At 48.4% G+C, this 19,272-nt stretch carries 18 protein-coding genes; 2 read left to right on the plus strand and 16 right to left on the minus strand.

Annotation, left to right across the window (positions count from 1 at the left end; genetic code table 11):
• Positions 1 to 8: 8 nt before the first annotated feature.
• The 11 genes from IPM52_03410 to IPM52_03460 form a co-directional block, all read right to left on the minus strand.
• Positions 9 to 1,463, minus strand: coding sequence for an AAA family ATPase (locus tag IPM52_03410; GenBank protein MBK9290667.1), 1,455 nt, complete (start codon positions 1,461 to 1,463; stop codon positions 9 to 11).
• Positions 1,464 to 1,759: 296 nt separating this feature from the next.
• Complete coding sequence (locus tag IPM52_03415; protein ID MBK9290668.1) at positions 1,760 to 2,137, minus strand: hypothetical protein; 378 nt, start codon at positions 2,135 to 2,137, stop codon at positions 1,760 to 1,762.
• Positions 2,138 to 2,168: 31 nt separating this feature from the next.
• The gene (locus IPM52_03420) at positions 2,169 to 2,516 is read right to left on the minus strand and encodes a hypothetical protein (GenBank protein MBK9290669.1); all 348 of its coding nucleotides are present in this window, start codon (positions 2,514 to 2,516) and stop codon (positions 2,169 to 2,171) included.
• An 11-nt stretch (positions 2,517 to 2,527) separates the two neighbouring features.
• Positions 2,528 to 3,670 (minus strand): DUF1887 family protein, encoded by a 1,143-nt coding sequence (locus tag IPM52_03425; protein ID MBK9290670.1) that lies wholly within the window; start codon positions 3,668 to 3,670, stop codon positions 2,528 to 2,530.
• Entirely contained in the window at positions 3,667 to 4,704 is a 1,038-nt protein-coding gene (locus IPM52_03430) for a DUF1887 family protein (GenBank protein MBK9290671.1), read from the minus strand. The genes IPM52_03425 and IPM52_03430 overlap by 4 nt, the downstream gene beginning before the upstream one ends.
• A gap of 3 nt (positions 4,705 to 4,707) precedes the next feature.
• Positions 4,708 to 5,799, minus strand: coding sequence for a hypothetical protein (locus IPM52_03435; protein MBK9290672.1), 1,092 nt, complete (start codon positions 5,797 to 5,799; stop codon positions 4,708 to 4,710).
• The gene (gene csm4 / locus IPM52_03440) at positions 5,790 to 6,827 is read right to left on the minus strand and encodes a type III-A CRISPR-associated RAMP protein Csm4 (GenBank protein ID MBK9290673.1); all 1,038 of its coding nucleotides are present in this window, start codon (positions 6,825 to 6,827) and stop codon (positions 5,790 to 5,792) included. The genes IPM52_03435 and csm4 overlap by 10 nt, the downstream gene beginning before the upstream one ends.
• Positions 6,828 to 6,829: 2 nt before the next feature.
• Positions 6,830 to 7,462: a type III-A CRISPR-associated RAMP protein Csm3 gene (gene csm3, locus IPM52_03445; GenBank protein ID MBK9290674.1), complete on the minus strand. Its 633-nt coding sequence runs from the start codon at positions 7,460 to 7,462 to the stop codon at positions 6,830 to 6,832.
• A gap of 28 nt (positions 7,463 to 7,490) precedes the next feature.
• Positions 7,491 to 7,892, minus strand: coding sequence for a type III-A CRISPR-associated protein Csm2 (gene csm2, locus IPM52_03450; GenBank protein MBK9290675.1), 402 nt, complete (start codon positions 7,890 to 7,892; stop codon positions 7,491 to 7,493).
• Positions 7,893 to 7,911: 19 nt separating this feature from the next.
• Entirely contained in the window at positions 7,912 to 10,620 is a 2,709-nt protein-coding gene (cas10, locus tag IPM52_03455) for a type III-A CRISPR-associated protein Cas10/Csm1 (protein ID MBK9290676.1), read from the minus strand.
• A 13-nt stretch (positions 10,621 to 10,633) separates the two neighbouring features.
• Positions 10,634 to 11,329 (minus strand): hypothetical protein, encoded by a 696-nt coding sequence (locus IPM52_03460; GenBank protein MBK9290677.1) that lies wholly within the window; start codon positions 11,327 to 11,329, stop codon positions 10,634 to 10,636.
• 192 nt (positions 11,330 to 11,521) lie between these two features.
• On the opposite strand from IPM52_03460, the gene IPM52_03465 reads away from it, so the two are divergent.
• Entirely contained in the window at positions 11,522 to 12,529 is a 1,008-nt protein-coding gene (locus tag IPM52_03465) for a WYL domain-containing protein (protein MBK9290678.1), read from the plus strand.
• A gap of 53 nt (positions 12,530 to 12,582) precedes the next feature.
• On the opposite strand, the gene IPM52_03470 is transcribed toward IPM52_03465, so the two are convergent.
• The 3 genes from IPM52_03470 to IPM52_03480 are packed head-to-tail and all read right to left on the minus strand — an operon-like array spanning position 12,583 to position 14,513.
• Positions 12,583 to 13,590: a DUF4407 domain-containing protein gene (locus IPM52_03470; GenBank protein ID MBK9290679.1), complete on the minus strand. Its 1,008-nt coding sequence runs from the start codon at positions 13,588 to 13,590 to the stop codon at positions 12,583 to 12,585.
• Positions 13,587 to 14,222, minus strand: a complete 636-nt coding sequence (locus tag IPM52_03475) for a hypothetical protein (protein ID MBK9290680.1) — start codon at positions 14,220 to 14,222, stop codon at positions 13,587 to 13,589. The genes IPM52_03470 and IPM52_03475 overlap by 4 nt, the downstream gene beginning before the upstream one ends.
• A 12-nt stretch (positions 14,223 to 14,234) precedes the next feature.
• Complete coding sequence (locus IPM52_03480; protein MBK9290681.1) at positions 14,235 to 14,513, minus strand: HNH endonuclease; 279 nt, start codon at positions 14,511 to 14,513, stop codon at positions 14,235 to 14,237.
• A gap of 977 nt (positions 14,514 to 15,490) precedes the next feature.
• Here IPM52_03480 and IPM52_03485 point away from each other — a divergent pair.
• Entirely contained in the window at positions 15,491 to 16,024 is a 534-nt protein-coding gene (locus IPM52_03485) for a hypothetical protein (GenBank protein ID MBK9290682.1), read from the plus strand.
• 903 nt (positions 16,025 to 16,927) lie between these two features.
• Here the strand turns inward: IPM52_03485 and IPM52_03490 are convergent.
• Together IPM52_03490 and yidC are read right to left on the minus strand one after the other, a co-directional pair.
• The gene (locus IPM52_03490; GenBank protein MBK9290683.1) at positions 16,928 to 17,296 is read right to left on the minus strand and encodes a globin; all 369 of its coding nucleotides are present in this window, start codon (positions 17,294 to 17,296) and stop codon (positions 16,928 to 16,930) included.
• 12 nt (positions 17,297 to 17,308) lie between these two features.
• The gene (gene yidC / locus IPM52_03495) at positions 17,309 to 19,228 is read right to left on the minus strand and encodes a membrane protein insertase YidC (GenBank protein ID MBK9290684.1); all 1,920 of its coding nucleotides are present in this window, start codon (positions 19,226 to 19,228) and stop codon (positions 17,309 to 17,311) included.
• Positions 19,229 to 19,272: the final 44 nt, after the last annotated feature.

Here is a 19,272-nt window from a genome sequence, read left to right on the forward strand (position 1 = left end):
AAGCTGATTTAACGGATAAACGATTTTTTCAGCATGTAAACGGTTTTTGCCGAACGCGTGACTGCCGTGTAGGCCCATCGCAGATAAAAGTCGGACGGATTGTTCAACAGGCTGTTTTCGACGTCCACAAACACTTCGTCCCACTCGCCACCCTGCGCTTTGTGACAGGTGATCACATAGCCAAACTTCACCCTCAGCGCATTGAGATAATGGTCTGTAATCTGCTGCCTGAAAAACTCCTCCGTGTTTTCTTTGACCCCCTTATTTTTCATCCGGATCATAAAATCAACCATCAGCTCGGTTTCCTGCTCATTCGACAGACCTGGCACCGGAGAATAAAGCAAATCCTCGATGAGCAGCCCCTGAATGGCCCGCTCACCCTGAAAATCGTTCATCCGGGCAGTGAAGACCCTGAATGTGAGGCCTGCCCTGCGCGTGGCCGATCCGAGCTTTTCAATCACAATATGCTCGCCATTGGTGATGTTGTGCAGGTAGTTGTTTTGCACCACAATCAGTATCTCGCCCGGGTTGATTGTGCCCGCGTTGCGGAAGAGTTCGGTGCGCACGGCCTGCGAGTGGTTGAAGGCTGCCTTATTGGTAAAGCAAATCCCGACGCACTGGTCGATGCCATACGTTTTGATGCGTCTGGCCAGCTCGCGTGCCATGTTGCCCGCATCGATCACCGTGTGCACATCGCCGAACTGGGCAGTATTGATATTCAGCGAAAGGGTTCTGCCCGCATCTATGGCGCGTCGCCATTCGTCGGACAACTTGAAAATCCCGCTCTCCATCGAAAAGCGCATTTGCTCCGTAAGCCGGAAACGCATGGGATCGATTTCAAACTTCCGGTTGAAATAGTCTGCCTCGAATACAGGCGGATAAGCCACATTCACAGGTGGCAACTGGCAACTGTCGCCCACAAAAACAACCTTTCGTTTTCCGGCAAACGTCAGAAAATCGGCCAGCAACCTGCCCGAACCATAATTCAGAAACTGCCCTTTCGACGGATGATCGGCTATCATCGAGCTTTCGTCAACCACATACACCGTGTCTTCAGGGGTGAAGTTGGCTCTTATTTTAAAGACCAGGCGCTTGGTTTTGCGGATGTGATCTACTTCCTGAATTTCAAGAATATAGATGTGCCGATGGAGGGTCTCGGCCGGAAACCTTGCTTTCTGCGAAAGAATTTTGGCTGCACGGCCGGTCGAAGCCAGCAAAACCACCGGTTGTTCCCTGGCCTGCAAATACCTCACAAAAGCTGCAATCATGGTTGTCTTACCCGTGCCTGCATAGCCATCCACCACCATCACCTTCGCATCGTTGTGTGCAAACTTCATCAGTTGATCGCCCAGCCTTCGCTGCTCTGCCCCTGGAACTATCCTTCTGGCTACATACGGAATAAGTGCCGAGTGATCGGGTAACGACCTGCCCGGATCGCCCTTCGGTGGAAATTGTTTATTCATTGTCATATTGGTTTTTTAGTTTTTGCCATCCATCCGACGCTATCTGATTTGATGCTGGTGACCGGTTGATGATGCTCCCATAAGACAACAATTTGAGCAAACCGTAAAATGAACATCGAAAACAAGCCTGCGGCAAGAAAACCCATTACCAGGCATTTAACATCATGCCTGCACGCCGGCTGAAAACACAAAATCAGACTTTCCTCCTGCCGGAAAACCTGATCTGTGCAGCAAAACTCCTGCTTGTGCGGGAGATTTTGATTGAGGGGGGACATGGAAAGTGTGATTCTAAAAACTTATGCCGGGGCATAATAGTCGCGGAAGCGCACAAAACGGAACTTCGAGAGTTTGCCTTCTTCGGTGAATACAGTTTCACGCGTAGTAGTGCTTGCAACGCAACGTATGTTGCTTTTTCTCAGCAAATCAACAATCTGAAAGTTAATCGTAAGCTCGCCCATCACGTGCACTGCAAACGAGTCATTATTAACGTTTTCTTTCAGATCGAGGATTTGTTGAACAATTTCAGCAGCCAGGTGCGACACCATGGCAAGGTCGGCTACGGGATCTACATTCGGGAAGGGCATGTCGTGCACCTGCCCGAATTGTTCCATTGCGGCATTGCGTTGTTCTTCAGGCCAGTATTTAAATGGATGGTTGCTCAGATTGACCAGCATGATCAGAAAATGAAAAGGTTAAGTAAAAAAATTAGTGGTAATAGGTTGACCAGATTTCTTTGGCTTCGGGATCCCACGGATCCAGTCCCTTCTGCTCAATTTCTTCCATGAATTCATCCCATTTCGATGTGCCGCGATACTTACGGTAATCATCCAGGTATAATGTTGAACCCTTTTTCTTCAAACGCTTTACAGGCACCTTGCCGTCGGCACGGGGGTCGATGGGCGGAAGCCATTCTTCCTTTTCCAAGGGTTTTAGTGGCGACAAAACACCAATCCATAATGGAATAGCCAACATCAGCGTAATGAAGATGCTGATGGGGTCAGGCCTGGCCCTGGGGCTTCTGTTGTTCTGATAGTAAGAGTTATCCGAATACATAGTTGACTAACTTAAATCCTGATATGTAACAGTTCGGTCAATTTGCTGTTGTTCAGCAGGTCGCGGCGTGTGATTAATTTGATGCGGCTGAGGTCTGCCCGATCGAAATGTTGCTTGTATTCATTTTTTGGGTTCCCGTCGGCTTCGCGCAGCTCGCTCAAAGTGAGTATGGCAGTGCTTGCCATCAGGCCGAACTTTGGGCGCAAGGCATCGGATTTGTAAATCACTTCGCCCAGAATGGTGACTTCTTTCAAATTACCATCAGGCTGTTCTCTTAGTTCTCTCACCGAAGTTTTGCATTCTACGGTGTACAGGTTATGCCTGTACACAAACAGCACATCCATTTCGTTGGGCACCCCACCCTTTTCTAGCGTAACCCCGGTGGATATATGGGCCTCATCGAGCTTGAGTTCTTCCTTGATTTTATAATAAACATATTCTTCCAGCCATTCGCCTGAAAGGTATTTGATATCTGATTTGTGAAGAATGTTATCTTTCGCAGGATACCCAAGGGTAGTAAGAAAATCTGCAACGCTCTCTCCCAAATCCACGAGAGCTTTTCTATACCTATCTTTCTTGAACTCTCTTGTTTCCCGTTCCAACCATATCTTTTTAAAAACTTCGGCCCTTTCATTGCCTGCTTCCCTCATGCAATATTCAAAAAGGCGTTGAGCAATTTCAAAATCATGCAATGGTTTATTGTATTGTGCCTTCAGACCATATACCTTCAGGTACTCGTCAAGAGTTATGTCGGATTTCAACTTTAGCACCCGTTCACCTTTTAGCGGAAAGATTTTCAGCAGGGTTTGGTCGCGTCCGGTGAGATAATACACCTCGGCACCCAGATTTTTGAATTGCTCCAGAAAAAGCATGATCCAAAGCTTCGTCCCTCCTGTCATGTTAAGCACAAAATCCCGATCGCCGTAATTAATTTCACGCAGCTTCCGGTTGATGGCCTCAAGATCGAAAGCATCCACCTCGTGCCTCACTACAGCTTCGGCCGGGAGTTGGGCGGCATTGACAATCCAATCGACCTGTTGGCTGAATTCTTTGGAATGGAAAAACCAAAATTCCGTTGCATCATCTTTTAATTCCTTGATAAGCTGAAGGTTAGGCAATGTTTGCTCGCTAACCAGGCTGACAATTGTTTTCATAATTGTATCTTATTTGTGAAAAATGATTTCCAGTCGAAAGTGCCCGACATAAAATCGGTTTTATCGGCTATGTTGTACAGATTGTAGAACTTGATTTTGTTGCGCATGGTTTCGAAGAACTTACCGCTTGCCTGGCCCCTGAGCAAACCTAAGGTGATCACATAGGTCTGCACGTTCAGGCCGAATTTCTGACGCAATGCACTCATTTTCATGATATCATTCAACACTGGTTCACTGCTTTTGCCCTTGCTCACCTTGAGCTCGAGCATATGCAGTGTGTTGTTCATCACAAAAACAAAGTCCACTTCCTGATTGGCCGGTTCGGTTTCAGTCTGGGTGTAAATAAAAACACTGCGGCCGATCTGCTGGTCGTCCAGGTCTAACTTTCTAAGATTGTGATAGACATAATCTTCAAACCAGGTACCGGGCAGGTTTTCCGGATTCACTTTGAATTTGCACGCATCCTGCGCCATTTTTAGCGGAAAATTTTCAAGCTGAAATTTTTTTTGTCTGAATGCCCTGAAAATTTTTTCTGAGTCATTGGCATCAAAAAACGGTTCCAGGCTGTCGTTGTTGTAGAGCAGGCCACACGCAGTAAGGTATTCGTCCAGATTGAGCCTGACAGTGAGCGGCACTGTCAGTGTCCGGAACTGAGGATTGAGCTGAAGATAGGCCGGCTGACCCAGTGGGAGATAGATAAACTCGCTACGCTCAGCAGGAAAGCTGCTGTAAACAAGCATACTTAGCAGTTTGGTTCCACCCGTAATATTGACCAGAAAACGGGTATCGGCAGGAAACAATCCTACAAAAGCACGCAGTTTCTGCATCCCGTTTGCAAGATTGTTCGTATCAATCAGGCGGGTTTTGCAGGATTTTGCGGGCAATTGACACGCCTCTATGATGGCAGCGGTTTTTTTCCGCGCTTCCATTTCGGCCGTGGTCACAAACAGCCACGTATCCACCTCATGCCGCTTTTCCTTGATAAGCAGCACATTGGGGATGGTTTGTTCCGATACAATGCTTACGAGTACCATACATCAATCCGGCAAGTAAGTGAGCAGGACGTAGCCCATCGGTAGCATGACAAGCCCATCCTCGGTGTCGTAAAATGATATCCGGCGCGATTTATACCTCCTTCCATTAAGCTGATTAATCACTGTTGATGTATGATCCGGTCGCTGCCAGTCGCCGGTAATGGCATGAAAACCACTTCCACTGGCCAATCGGAACAAGCAACTATCTTTTTCTTGCAGGAAATCAAGCAGATAATCTATATTTTCGATGATTCCATCAATCCTATCAGCCTGATTATAGTGATCAAAAAACCGCTTTTCAGCCATAAGAAATGATCGTGTATGGCCATTGATTATATTGAAAAGATGTCGGATATCAGCATGAATCAACTGATTCTGCGATTCATATCGCGCTGGCCTGCGTGCATTTTGTTGCCTGTAAAAAAGATCGAACAAAGTATCGCTGATCATAAGGTCGAAGGTGGAAGGTTCTTTTATTCTGATGGTTTCGTAGGTTGTAACAAAACCGTTGGGACTGAAATTACGTGTAGTATTGTGATGTAACGCATGTTTCCATCCACCTACCCACTGTCCTCCTTCCGTTCGGAGGTTGAATATTTTTGCATTGATGAGGCTGGTGTTGTTGAATTGCACATCACCCACCCTGATGAAACGCATAAAATCATTGTTATCGTTCAAACGACCGAAAACTTCCTCATTTGTTATTTCCTGTCCACGCAAATGCTTGAACAATACCGAGCGCAAGGCCCCTTTGATTGAGCTTCCGGGCACGATTGGCTTTCCGGTCAGCCCGTTGCGCACATGGGCTTTAATACTTCCCCCGGGTTTTCGCGTTACGGGTACGCGCCTGAGCACAAGTTCCGGATTTTGCTGAACAAGATTTTTGATCTGGTTTTCATCAGCATTAAGCAGGTAAGTTGTGTAGCGGTCCAAAAACTTTGCTGCTGCTTTCTGTTGATTGATAAATATGACTTGTCGTCCTCTTTCGTCATAAAAATAATCAATCCCTTGCTGGTAGTGTTTCTCGGAGGCGGCCCCCACATGCAGTGGGGTGATCACCTCCATTTTGATGCGGTATTTTCTGTTTACACCCATGACGACTGGTTTTTGATGGGAACGAAAATGGTTTTGCCGTTTCGATAGATGCGGTGTTGCAGTTGCTGACGGATAAAGTCAGCTTTCGGGGTCAGGTCGGCAATACGACCCAGTACGAGCGGTCTGTCAGCCGTTTTGTGTTTTAATACCGTGCCCAGGTCGAACGCATGAATATCGTTTTTGCGAGAGGTAATGGCCGGTGGTGTGGTAATCCATCCGCCGCGCCGGATAATGCGGAAACCCATAAGCCTGGAGGCCATAATTTTGTCGGTAACAAGCTCCTCTTCAGGGATGTACAGTCCAAGGCTCATCAGGCAATCCGATTCAGGAAGGTTGAGCGACAATTCAGCTTTCGACCACTCAAACTGTCCGTTGCCCACATTTCGGTCCGTACCCAGGCCGGCATCCTTCAACACCTCCAGGCCTTTCTCGAGCAGGCTGAGGCTTTCCGGCTGCCCCATCGCCAGGAAGTAAAGACCGGCATCGCTGTCGAACATGATTCTTTCCATATAAAACGGACGCGGCTGTGCCTGTTCATCATGATCGGGCGAATAGCGTGGCACCTGCACCCTGGCAGCCACCCAGCGGGCATATGGTGCGGTTTTGGGCTCCCTGACCGACAGGAAACCACCCTCGCGGATATGGGCTTCGTCCGCAATCCGATACAAGGATTTGCCCTCCAGCAGCTGCTCAAAATAGTACTGGTCAACCCAGGTAATTTTTTTAAGTTTTTTGTGTTCGGCAAGCCGTTCTTTAGGCATTTCGTTGAATAGCAGCGGCTTAGGGAAGTAATGAATTACCGAGTCGTCGCTGGCTTTCACAAAGGGAAACAACGAAGAGATGGTAAAACTCTCCTGAATTGATTCAGACATGTCCGTACCCACCGCAGCCAATGCTGCGGTGAGGGCGGCATACATGCTGTCGGAATGATAGGTGCCCAGGCTCCGGCCATAGTCGTCCATGGCATCGCCAAAATGCACCGGCGCTCTGAAACGCAATGAGTAAAGGCTAAATTTATGCACTGCCATAACTATCGGGTAAAATAATCCTGGAATTGCACCTCCTGTTCATGCACTTTGGTCAACTTTACCTGACCATAGCCTCTGGATCCATTACCGCCCAGGTAATCGTTTTCGAGCGCCCTGATCCCACGCTCCAACAGTTCTTTTGAGCGCTGACCATCAGCGTCATTGTTCCAGACATTGATGACTACTTCTACATTGAATTTTGCTCCGGCCGGCACACGTTCCACCTGCCTGGGATTATCAGCGACGCCCCTGACCCTGTCAATGCTATTTTCAAACTTGACTTCTGTGACGTCGAGGTCTGTAAACTCTGATTTGCTAAGGGCTTCAAAACTTTCCGGAGTAAGGTAAGCATCTCTGAAAATCAGCTTTGAAGGAAGGTTGTCCTGCGAATAACCAAAAACCTGATTTATTTCGCCATTGCCTCCAACGCTGGCACAACCTGCAATCTGTTCGAGCAGGCAGCGGATTTTTCCTTTCAAGCTACTTCCGGGAATGTAGGGCTGGTTATCCAGTCCACGCCGGATGACGGTTTTGTCCAAACCGCCGATTTCAACATTTTCTTTGCTGCCACCAATGTGCATTCCGGTGAGCAATTCAAGATTGTATCTGAGAATGATTTTTTTAATGAGTGCCATAATTTTTGCTTTTTAAGGTTATTAATGATTATTTGCCGCCATGAAACTTATGATAAGCTACAACTGCCTCAACCAGTTTGACAAAATTTGTATAATCGTCCTTATTGCCTGGGCGCACGTAACCAAGACCAGGGACAATCTCATCAAAGAAATCTTTGATTTTTGATGTATAGACAATATTCGTACCTTGTTTGGAGGCTACTCTTCCGACCGCATAAGCCAGCTTGGGTTTAAGCATCCTGATATCATCCTGGTACCTAAGTGGATCAGCCTGGATGCGCTTGAGTTCTCCGAAAAACTTTCTGATCTGTGAAGTGGTCAACGCATGCCTTGGCCCTGCAGGCACTGTAAGCTGTTGCCCAAACTGGTTTGCCCAGTTAATGGCATCATCGGTGATGCCTTCCTGAATCCATTCTCTTCTGATTGGCATAATTTTAATGTTTTAAGAGTTAGTTAAATCTTAATTCCAGTTCTGCCCATCGGGCTGCGATACCCAGCAAATCGTAGTTTCGGCCGCGCCCTGCAAACAAATCAAGGCGTAATTGCGCGAGCAACTCCCTTACGCTTTGCTGATTGTGGTATTTACTTTCCAGACGTTTGATAGCATAAGCTGCCTGCCATTTGTATGAAAAATCTGGCTTTTCGCCGGGATATCTTGCTTTGAAATCGTCAAGCCTGCGCTTACGGTTCGAGTAGGCCATAATCCTGTGCAGGATATTTTTGGGTGTGCCGGGTTGAGAGAGCACATGCAAAAATTGATTCTTCCATCGCTGGACGTAGCCGAACTCTTCGCTCCAGCTAAGCGGCACATCGAACACGGTAACAGCATTTTTCTGCTTGTTGTTGAAGCCTTTGGCCTTCTTCTCTGCCTCGTCCGCCATATCGGCAGCTTTGCGAATGGGGAATTTGCCGTGCACCATCACCAGTCCACCGGATATACTCAGGTCGTTGCGCCTTACGAACAGGGCAAACTTTTGCCGGATCGTCGCTGACAGTTCAAGCACCTTGTCCCATCGGCCAAAAATGAAGAGGTCGTCTCCGCCGCTGTAAAGGATGTTCACATGGTCGCGGAATTCTGAGCTGTTTCTGATGGTGTTCAGGTAACCACTGAAGAACACATCCAGAAGCGAGGAGAGCGTGGCGTAGAACGAAAAAGTGCGCATGCCATCGGGGATGCGGTTTACAAAAACATCGCCCAGGCCGTCAACGTCCATGCGTAAAATTCCCAGGTACGATTCGGAGTCTTTGACGTATTGCTTGTAGCGTGTAAGTTCATTGGCAGTTTTTGCCCTTTCAGGCGCATTCGCGCCACTGAATCCGGCCTGCTCATTGCCACCATAAAACCTGAAACCATAACTTATACTGCTTCCTTTTTTGCCAACAAGGAAATCCGTATTGTTCAGGCGGGTAATCCGGCTATTGTCGGCCGAAGTGATTGATGCAAAAACTTCTTCGCTTATTATGTAATGCCTGTAGCCAAGCAATTCGATGAAAGGCAGTTTGAGGCCGGCAAGCTGTGTCTGTTCGGTGTTGGCAGTGATGATGAAATCAGCTTTTTTCAACGCCTTCCCCAGTTCAATTTGTTCGTAAACCGACTTTTCGACATACGATTCAAACTCATCTTCCTCGTCCTTGTCGAGTTTTCTGGCTTTTCCTTTTTTGATAAGCACGCCTGTAACTGCACAGACTTCTCCATCAGGATCATACTGCAAGGCTTCGTGTTCTTCGTCGAACAAGCTGGCGGGATCATCTTTCACCACTTCCAGAAACACCCTTGTTTTGGCTTTCTGCAACTTTTCGCTCAGGGCTTGCCACAGTTCTGCAAGTCCGCTTGATTTTTCATCAATAGCTGCAGCTGAAGCATTGTCATCGGTTTTGAACATCACCTTGCTGGCGCCGGATGAGGTATCATATTTAAATGGTATCCACTCGAGCAGGAAGGCCACCTTGCCATGATGCTTTGCCCAGAGCTCCTTTTCTGCCATCCGGCGAATCTCTGCAAGGGCATTGCAAACAGCTTCGGTATTGGGCAGCACCATATAGAATTTTCCACCCGAGGCATACACTACGTGTGCGTGGGAGGCTTTAATACGCTCGTGCTCAATAATTTTGAGCAGGATGGTGTCGATGAGCATCTGCAGGTAAAACGATCGCCCTTTGAGACTCAGGGCTGCCCTGCGGCTCGAGATGTTGTAAATGAAATCCTGAATGCCTGAGATGTCGCCCCCGACCAGAAGCACGGGAAAGACATCCTGCATTGGGCTCCAGCGATTCGTGGACTCCGATTTCTGCCAGTCCTGCCCATTCTCCTGGAAATGCCTGTAGAGCGATTGCGCGAAAGCTGCTGTGAGCCTGAGGTGGTCGTACAAACTCACGTGTGCCATGTCTTTGGTATTCGACGGGATGCACCAGCAGTATTTGCGCAACAGATTGAGCAGGCTCTCAAAGAAACATTCAAATGATCCTTTAGGCAGCTTTTCAAACTCCTCCTCAAACTGTTTCCACAAATTGTTGTAGAGGTCCTGGCTGAGGAGGTTGGTTTCGCTCTCTACGGCAAAAGGGAAAATAGCATCTGCCTGGGCAATGTTCAGCGGTTTGAGTGGAAACACATGTTCCGAAGCTTCGGGATTGGGTTTCTCGTCTGGAGTTGAGATGAGGTCGAACACCGAGCGCAAAGGTCTACGCTTGTGAAAATCGCGCCCAAATTTGATTTTTGCTGCCTCACCCTCTTCTTTTTCAAAGGTTGTGTCAACAGTGCGGTCAATGCCGGCGCTCCACCAGTCAGCCAGCCGGACAAAGTCCTGCAGATCGCTTTTGGGTTCGTGGTGCCTGCAGGCAAGATTGATCACATTGTCCGATTGATCCTTGCCCGAAAAGACACTCTCGGTCATGCCGGGAATCTCGTTCAATTTTTGCCTGATGCGGTCGTTTTCGAAAAACTGGCTGGTCCAGACCACATGATGGTATCCGAACCTGCCCGTTTTGTTGGGAGGACACATTTCCTGGGCAAGGTTAAAGGAAGTATCCTTCACCCCGCATTCCGGATTCTTTTGCTCGCCCTTGAAAAGCGGGGCATCTGCACGTTGGTAAAACTTGCCAATATCGTGCAGCAGACCAGCCAGAAGCAAGCGCTGTTCGTTGGTTAATGTTTCATTCATATGCGCCATTTGGTTATGAATTGTTTTCCGATAGTTTTTCACGTTTGCGTTGCACCACCCCAAAACCAGTGCTTGCGCCTTTGCCCAGCCCAAGGTAATTGGGGAGGAAAACGTTGGTGCGAAAATCCACACTGAATCCCATGAGCTTTTGTCCTTTATAGGTTACCAGGCGGGGTTCGCGCATGTTGGTGATGAAAAGTTTCACAGGTTTTTCGATGGTCCAGTCTATGCCTTTGGCAAACGAGATGATGTTGCCGGTGAGGGTGCGCTGCAAAAGGTCAATTTTTTCGGCCAGCCCATCCATCTCCTGATAACGTTGATAGTTTTCGCTGTTCAGCGCCAGCCAGTTGTCAATGCGGTAATCCCACAACTTATCCCACACCTGCATGGTTTGCTGATTAAGGTGAAGGTTGGAAATTTTCAGCTCATAGGGTCGCTCGCCCAGAAACAGACCAAGCTGCATATGCTCGAAAAAATGATGGATCTCGTCCACCCCTTCGTCCAGGCTCATAATCATGGGCTTATTGCGCACCTGCTTGTATTGTATGAGCGGATAAGAATACCTGTAGCTTTCTTTCAGGTGGTTGTGAAAAAGCACATGCTCCCTGCCTGCAGTTGCGATAACCGCCCCCCGGAAGGCAGGCACCTCCCAGGGGTGAATATCATTTTCGAACTGCACCTGCAACAAACGTATCTTCTTGAATGACATTAAATTATGTATTGATGAACACTTGATTCGATTACGCTAAAGAACTCATGCGCTGTTTTTTTTGGTTGGCCTCCATAAAGATAGGAAATAAAGTAATGGTTTAGTCAAGAAGTATTCGGAATTTAGAATCATTCCATTTTAAGGAATCTGTGCACAACTTACATAGGTAGTATATTTGTGAAAAATAGTCTTATGCCCCAGTCAAAGAACGCTTCATTTCGTTACCGTGTGATTGATGAAGTGCTTCGCAACAGGCGAACAGGAGTAGATTTTCACAAGCTGCTCGAGATTGTCAGCGAGCAAATGAACGAAGCTTTTGGCAGATACAGACAAATCTCGGAAAGCACCCTGCGAAAGGATATCAGCCTGATGAAAAAGGAACCACCTTACGGATATGGCGCACCCATTAAGTGCCGGGACGGAAAATATTTTTACGATGATCCCGATTTTTCCATTCACAAAAAACCACTCAGCCAGAGCGACCTCAACATCATCCGTAAAGCCAGCGAGCTGATGCGAAGCGTTTCGGGCATGCCCATGGGCCACCTGCTCGAAAATCTGCTCTCCAGATTCGAAAGCACCGAAGTGCATAATTCAGCAGGCCCATTGATCCTGAGCGATTATTCCAGCAATGTCGAGGGATTGGACCATATCGACAAACTGCTCGATGCCCTACTCAACCGTTACAAAATCAGGTTCAACTATGTACCTTTTAAAAACACCTCTTTTGTAGGGCTCATTGTCGATCCCTGGTTATTAAAGGAGTTCAACGGACGGTGGTTTCTGATCGGCAAATCATCGCATCGCGAAGGGGTTAGCGTATTTGCCCTCGACCGCATGACGATGCTCGACGTATTTAAAGATAAAAGAGCCATTGACCCCGACTACACCTTGCTTGCCCGCTACAAAGATGTGATCGGATTGTCGTTTCCCGACGATGGCAAACGGGAAGAAATTATTCTCAGGTTCGACAAGGAAAGGTACAAATACGTTAAGAGCAAGCCTATACACAAAAGCCAGAAATTGATTGGCGACGATGCCACGCACTGCCTGATTTCGTTGCAACTTGTGGTGAACAAGGAGCTGATCTCTTTGATACATTATTTTGGTCCGGACGTGGAAGTGCTTGCCCCGGCGCATTTGCGTGCCACGATAGCCCGGCACATCAATCAACTCAAAGAACGTTACGACAAACAATAAGCCAATAGGAAGCAGCAGCGCCCGGGAGGGCCACTGCTGTTCCGGCGGGCTGCTTAAGCGAAACGGGCCTGACTTTTGGGGGCCGGCATGCCGTTTCGGGTATGGATCCGGCCAGAAAACTGGCTTTCACCGGGAAGGTTGTTCATCAGCATGGTATTCAGGTTACGCCTGCGCATCTGGTCTTCAAGTCGGGAAGTGTAGTCGTAGCTCGATTCGGGCAGGTTGAACTTCAGCGTGACAGGCATGATTTCGATGATAAACATCAGCAGGAAGAACATAAGGTAGGCAACCAGGGCAAACCTGTTTTCGAACACGAGCTGGTGAAGCGCCTCGATGCGCAGGAGCAATCCGGGATTGTCAAAACGTGCCAGGGCAAGTTCTTCTTTTTCATGCATTGCCTTTTCAGTCAGACTTTTAGCCTGGGTATATTCACCAAGTGCACGCAGGTAATCCTGCTCAAGTTGTTCGGCAATCTGCATTTTTAGCCTGGTGATGCTGTGCACCCCTTTGATTCCGCTGCCGCTGGTACCCTCAGCCTCGCGCCGTGCAACATCGAGCGCTTTCATCCATTCCACACGGGCAGTTTCGGTCCGCTGTTGCAAAAGTTCGAGTGCATCGCTTTGCGCCGTGGCAGCCACAAGGCGTGCTTCGTGCGCTTCATGCTGCTTCATCCTGTCGAGCTGAAGGCGGATATCGTGATCAAATACAACGCTGTCGATGGCAAAAGCTCCAAGTAGCGCCACAACAAACCCAAGTATCCAGCGAAATGTCTTGATCCAACGCTCCGACCTCTTGCTGTCGGTCTCCGACATCACAATCGACCGCTCGAGGATGAACACCACCACCGAGGCAACCAAAGCGGCGAACAAACCCGTTTTCAAAGAACCACCAAGTACATGATGCACCAGAAAGTAGGTGCTGAGTCCCCAGATCAGGGTAGGAAGCAGAACAATCATCCCGAGCAGGGAAACCTTTTGCAGGCTCCAGCCAGATTCCAGACGCAGGCGCTGGTAATCGGCACCGGTGATGAAACTTGAAATTCTGTTGAAAAGCTTTGTCATAAACTCTGCTGGTTTTTTTCGGTTAATAATGTTTCATTGCGCAAAGCGAGGTTGGTGCCACGGGCTATCAGAATCTCATCAAGCCTTTGCATTGCACCTCTTAAGAATCCATCCGTGTAGTCGTGCAGGCAAACTGCAATCAAACCTTCGCCTTCAACTGTCAGCTCCAGTTCTCTGCTCATAAGCTCCACACGGGCACGGGCCTCAGCAACAGCAGCCAGGATTTTTTCTTCCGAAGGCGCATGCAGGCCACGGTAAAGGATGAGTTCACCTTCAAGCTTTTGCAGGTTGTCGCGCTCCTCCTGAATGCAATCCCTCAAAAGGTTGCGGAATTCGGCACCTATACGCCTCAGCGTGTTGTCCTTAACCTCGGCTGTACGGTACCTGTATCCGTCGTTGTATCCCGACTGGAAGAAGTCTCTGTCAATGAACGTTTGCAAAACTGGGTGCAGATAAACCGGATGCTTCAGGGCAGGTGCTTCAGGCATCGCAGGTACCGGAGGCTTTGGATTCACAAACAATTCGTAGGGCGGAGCATTCACGTCAACTGGTTCTGCACTGGCCTGAGCGGTGGCATTTCTGGCACTGTTTTTTCCGAAAAGCTTGTTAAAGAAATTTTTTAAAACAGTCATTTTTCCTTTTTTTTAAATGTTAAACTTTGGAACTTCATACAATTCATGTCCTTTGCTGTGGCAGGTATCACACAAGGTGATGAGGTTCAAATCGTCGTAATCCCAGGGGGCTTTGAATCTGGCTTTGGCCGTGTCGTAGATGTATTGGCGGTGGTGAACCTGCAGGCTCCGGCTGCTGTTGCAGCTTAAGCACCGGTACCCATCCCGCTGCAGTATCTTTTCACGTTTCCTCTGCCATTCAGGGGTAAGAAGCAAATCATCATATGACTCTGGCAGAATTAAAGCTCTCATAGCAGCCTCCTTTCTTTTTTAGTTGTATCTATATTGTTTAGCAGTTCTTTTTCGGTCAAGCTTTGCATTAGTTGTCCTTATTGCATCTGCAAAATTTTAACCTGTGATTGTAATCTTTTTACAATTTTCTTTTTCACTTCAATTTTTTTTTTTGCGTTTTTCCGTCGGCAAAATTTCAACCAGTCATTGTAACCTTTTTACAATTTTATTTTTGATTTATTTTTTTTGCATTTTCCGAATATTGGGGTTACCATGACACCTTTATATTATTAGACTTGGGTTGAAGTCTTCACAACAAATCCCGCAGGTAACCTTACCGACCTGTCACGAAGCTTTACCGACCTTTCACGAGGTTTTACCGAGCTGTCACGAGGTTTTACCAACCTGTCACGAAGGTTTACCGGGTCGACAAATCCTTACTTCAAGCTGTCATGTTGTTTCAAAACTCTGATATTCAATATGTTAAAAACGTTACAGGCTTTAAATCGTTTTTTTTCAACAGTCCGCCACAAAATTTTCAACAAGGTAGATTGCGGAACTCATGTAAGAATGCGCCTCCCGAAAAGAGCAGCTAATTACTGATTTTCATAGCATTACATCACCACCGGAACCAAGAACCCGCAACCCGAAACCAAGAACCCTCTCTCCGTCACCCCCTCTCCCCCTCTCCAAGTCGCCCCGTCTCCCTCACCCCCTCTCCCCCTCTCCAAGTCGCCCCGTCTCCCTCACCCCCTCGCCCCCTCGCCCCATCTCCCAGTCTCCCCCTCGCCCCGTCTCCCAGTCCCCCAGTCGCCCCCTCTCCCCCTCGCCCCATCTCCCCGTCTCCCCCTCGCCCCGTCTCCCAGTCCCCCAGTCGCCCCCTCTCCCCCTCGCCCCCTCGCCGAAGTCGCCCCGTCGCTTTTTTTCCTCAAACAGCAATAATTTTCACCAGATTCGTTATTTTGTCGACGGTTTGAATCTGAAATTTGAAAGGTATTATGGAAAACATCACTCTGGGAATCGGATCAAGGGTTAAGCATCCGCAATATGGAAAAGGCGTTGTGATTCAGGTATATGCCGACTCATACGAGATAACGTTTATCGATTTTGGCACCAAAACCATCCTGAAATCTTTTGCAGGTCTCGAAGTGCTCGACTATGTGGGCAGTGAGACCGACCTGCTGAGTTTTGAAAAAGTCGAAAAAATTCTGGTGAAAGTGCTGCGCAGGTTTGCCGATATACAAGAGACCGTACCCCTTGGCAACCGTTGGAAAGGCGGCATGATGATTTTGCAGCCTGCCGACAGGAACCTCAAAGCCAAGGAAATTCCCATCGAGACTTTCTTCCATAAAATTGTGATGGTCCGCGACCGCCTCCGGGTCATGGAACAGCGCATCAACGCTTCTGAGCTGTCTGATGAGGATAAGGTAAACCTTCAGCAGTACATCACCCGGATATACGGCAGCCTTACGACCTTCAATATCCTGTTTGCCAACAAGGAAGATCAGTTCGAAGGTGAATCATCCAGGTAACCGGATTCTATCTTTCTAGCAGAGCATATACCTAAAACCAGGACATATAAGTTTGGAAAGTAGGCGTTTATTTACAAATCAATGGACACAGTCGTTCACTGTGTATCTCTTTAATTCCACTAATAAAAGAAAATCAACTTATTAAGATTTTTTCTTGTTCTTTTGCTTGATCAAAAGAACCAAAAATCAAGGGCGAACGAAGCTAGCTCCCCGCTCTGCATCAAGGGCGCAAATCTAAGTGAGGAGTGCATTACAGCATGCAAAACCTCTTCTCTTCTACCCTCATTGCGCAGGAGCAAAACACTTTACCAGAATTTCTTGCCCGCATGCTGTAACGCAAACAGCCCGCGCTGGGGCGCGTGCTGCCTCACAAGATTTGCTGCCCTTGCTGCATTCACACCGGGCGCTTCCCGCCGTTCGCCCTTCCTCCCCGCCCGACCCGGTGAAGTATGAAGTGTTTCTGCTTAGGCACATTACTTAAATTTTTTTGTCAAGATTGAAACTCTGTTTCGTCAGCCCCACTTCCACCATTACTTCATCTCAAACAGCTTACTGGCGGGGAGGCAGGCCAGGGCGCGGGGACGATGAGGCGGGAATTTCCAAAAACGTAGAAATCCGTGGGGCTGGACACGCGACAGCGTGGCCATCGCGGCAAGCCTGCCGCACGCCCCACTGGATTTCAAGTTTTTGGAAAGGGCGGGGAGCTTTCGCCCGGGCTTGATCCGCCGGAGGCGGACAATTCTTTGCCTCACTTTGCGTGCTTAGCTACTTACTGGCATCAGGCAACAAGAGCAATACAAACAGCATCGAATCAGCATGCTTGCAGGCAATGCTTTATTTATATGCTCCTGAGAATTGTTGCTAAGCAGGCAGTTCGAAGGTGAATCATCCAGGTAACCGGATTCAACCCCTGTTCCGCAGAAAATCTGCCGTATTGACGAAGTAACTCCACAAAAAAGCCCTGCATTCGGCATCCATCTCCACCTGGTCCATGGCATGTTTCATGCGCATGAGCCAGTGGTCGCGCGCCTTTTCGTTAATCGGAAAAGGTGCATGGCGCATGCGCAGGCGGGGATGTCCGCGCCTTTCGGAATAGGTGGCTGGTCCGCCCAGGTATTGCACCAGGAATAAAAATAAACGCAACTCAGCGGCTTCCATATCTCCTTCGTACATAGGACGTAGCACCTCATCCTGGCGCACACCTTCATAAAAATGTGCCACCATGGCCTTGAGTGTGTCGCGTCCGATGCGTTCGTAGTAGGTCAGTTGCATACCTCTGTCACATTATTTAATCCCGCGCTGGCGGGCAGCCTCCTCGAGCCTGCGCTGAAAAGCAGATTTTTTAACGGGTTTCTTTTTGTTCTCCTGTATCTGCCGGTGCAACTTGTCTTCGTTGATGGCCAGACGGAAAATGTACATCTGCCCGAAAGTGATCAGGTTGGCAAGCAGGTAATAATAGCTCAGTCCGGAAGCATAGTTATTGAACAGTCCGAGGAACATGATGGGCATAATGTACATCATGGTCTTCATTCCGGGCAGTGCATTGCTCTGCGATCCCATCATCTGGTTATTCAGGTAGGTATAGGCAATGGTGCTGGCAGTCATCAGCAGGGTAAACAGGCTGACATGCGAACCATAAAAAGGTATGTTGAACGGCAGGTCGAGGATGCTGTCGTAGCTCGAAAGGTCGTGTGCCCATAGGAAAGCCTGCTGTCGCAACTCGATGCTTGCCGGGAAGAACCGGAACATCGCAATCAGGATGGGAAACTGCAGCAACATGGGCACACATCCGGCCATGGGATTCACCCCGGCTTTTTTATAAAGTTCCATGATGGCCTGTTGCTTTTTCATGGCATCTTCCTGCTTGGGAAATTTGGCAGAAATTTCGTCGATCTCGGGCTTCAGCACCCTCATGCGGGCCGATGACAAATAGGTCTTGTATGCAATCGGGAACAGGATGATTTTGATGATAAGGGTAAGCACCAAAATCACGATGCCGTAATTCCAGCCATAGCTTCCCAGCCAGTTGAAGATCGGGATCACCACATACATGTTGATCCAGGCCAGCAGGAAAAAGCCCCAGCCCAGCGGGATCTGACGCTCAAGGTCGAGCTTGTAGGCCCGCATCTCGCTGAAGCTGTTCGGTCCGATGTACATCGACATGCCGATCACCTCATCCACGGCAGGATTGTAAGGCACATCCATGGCTGCTTCGGCGCTGCGCAGATAGCGGGGATGGGGTTGTTTTTCCAAAGTGTTAACTTTCAGCAAGGCATTATCGAATGCTTCATCGGCAATCAGGCTCGTGCTGAAAAACCGCTGCTTAAACGACACCCACTTCACCTTGGTTTTGATGACCTTTTCGTCAGGTTTGGTCTCGCTCAGGTAATCCACATCATCTTTGTAGTGCTTGAAGTAGATAGTGGTGCCATTGAACTGGTCCACCGTGCGCTCCTGCTGCAAAATGTCGGCTTTCCAGTCGAGATTGATATACGAGGTGTTTTGTGCAATCAGCCCGTTCATCCCTCTGGTCACGATGTCGAATTTGAGCATATACTCATCCTTGCGGATGCCGTACCGAAACTCGATATAACTGTCCTCCAGCTTATTGCCTGAATCGTCGCTGGCATAAAGCCGCATTGCTATTGTTGCGCTGTCCGAAATTTCGTAACCGGTATTACCTTCAACGGCTTTGCCGTTGATCAATGGTTCGAAGTAAAGGTTTGCGGTATTGATGATCCTGTTGCGCGAGAAAAACGAAACATCGAAGCGATGGGTATTCGGATCGAAGAGCAGGAGCGGCTGACCATCCCAGGTTTTGTATTTTGTGAGTTCGGCCTGACGGATAAAGCCGCCCTTGCGCGCAAAGGTGAGGCTAAAAACTCCGTTGCCCACAACCAGGTCTTCATCCTGACCTATGGCAGCAGCCGCAAAAGGACCAAACCTGTCGAGGAGTAAAGGAATCACTGCAGCTGAATCAGAGCCAGCAACTGAGGCAATATCAGGTTGTTGTGCCACATCCTGTTCATTCGCCAGCATCCTGAGCGAGTCGAGCTGCGCCTGTTGTTGTTTTCTAACCTGTGCAATGGAGTCAAGCTGCTGGCGGCGGCGCTCCATTTCTTCTTTCGAGGGGGTCATCCAGATGGAATAGCCTATCAGGATGGCCGCAATGAGTATAAACCCGATGAGGGAATCTCTGTTCATCGACTGAAATTTAAGGGTGCAAAAATAGGCAAAATGCCGGAGCG

This window comes from Bacteroidota bacterium (assembly GCA_016715945.1).
Lineage (GTDB): Bacteria > Bacteroidota > Bacteroidia > Bacteroidales > F082 > JALNZU01.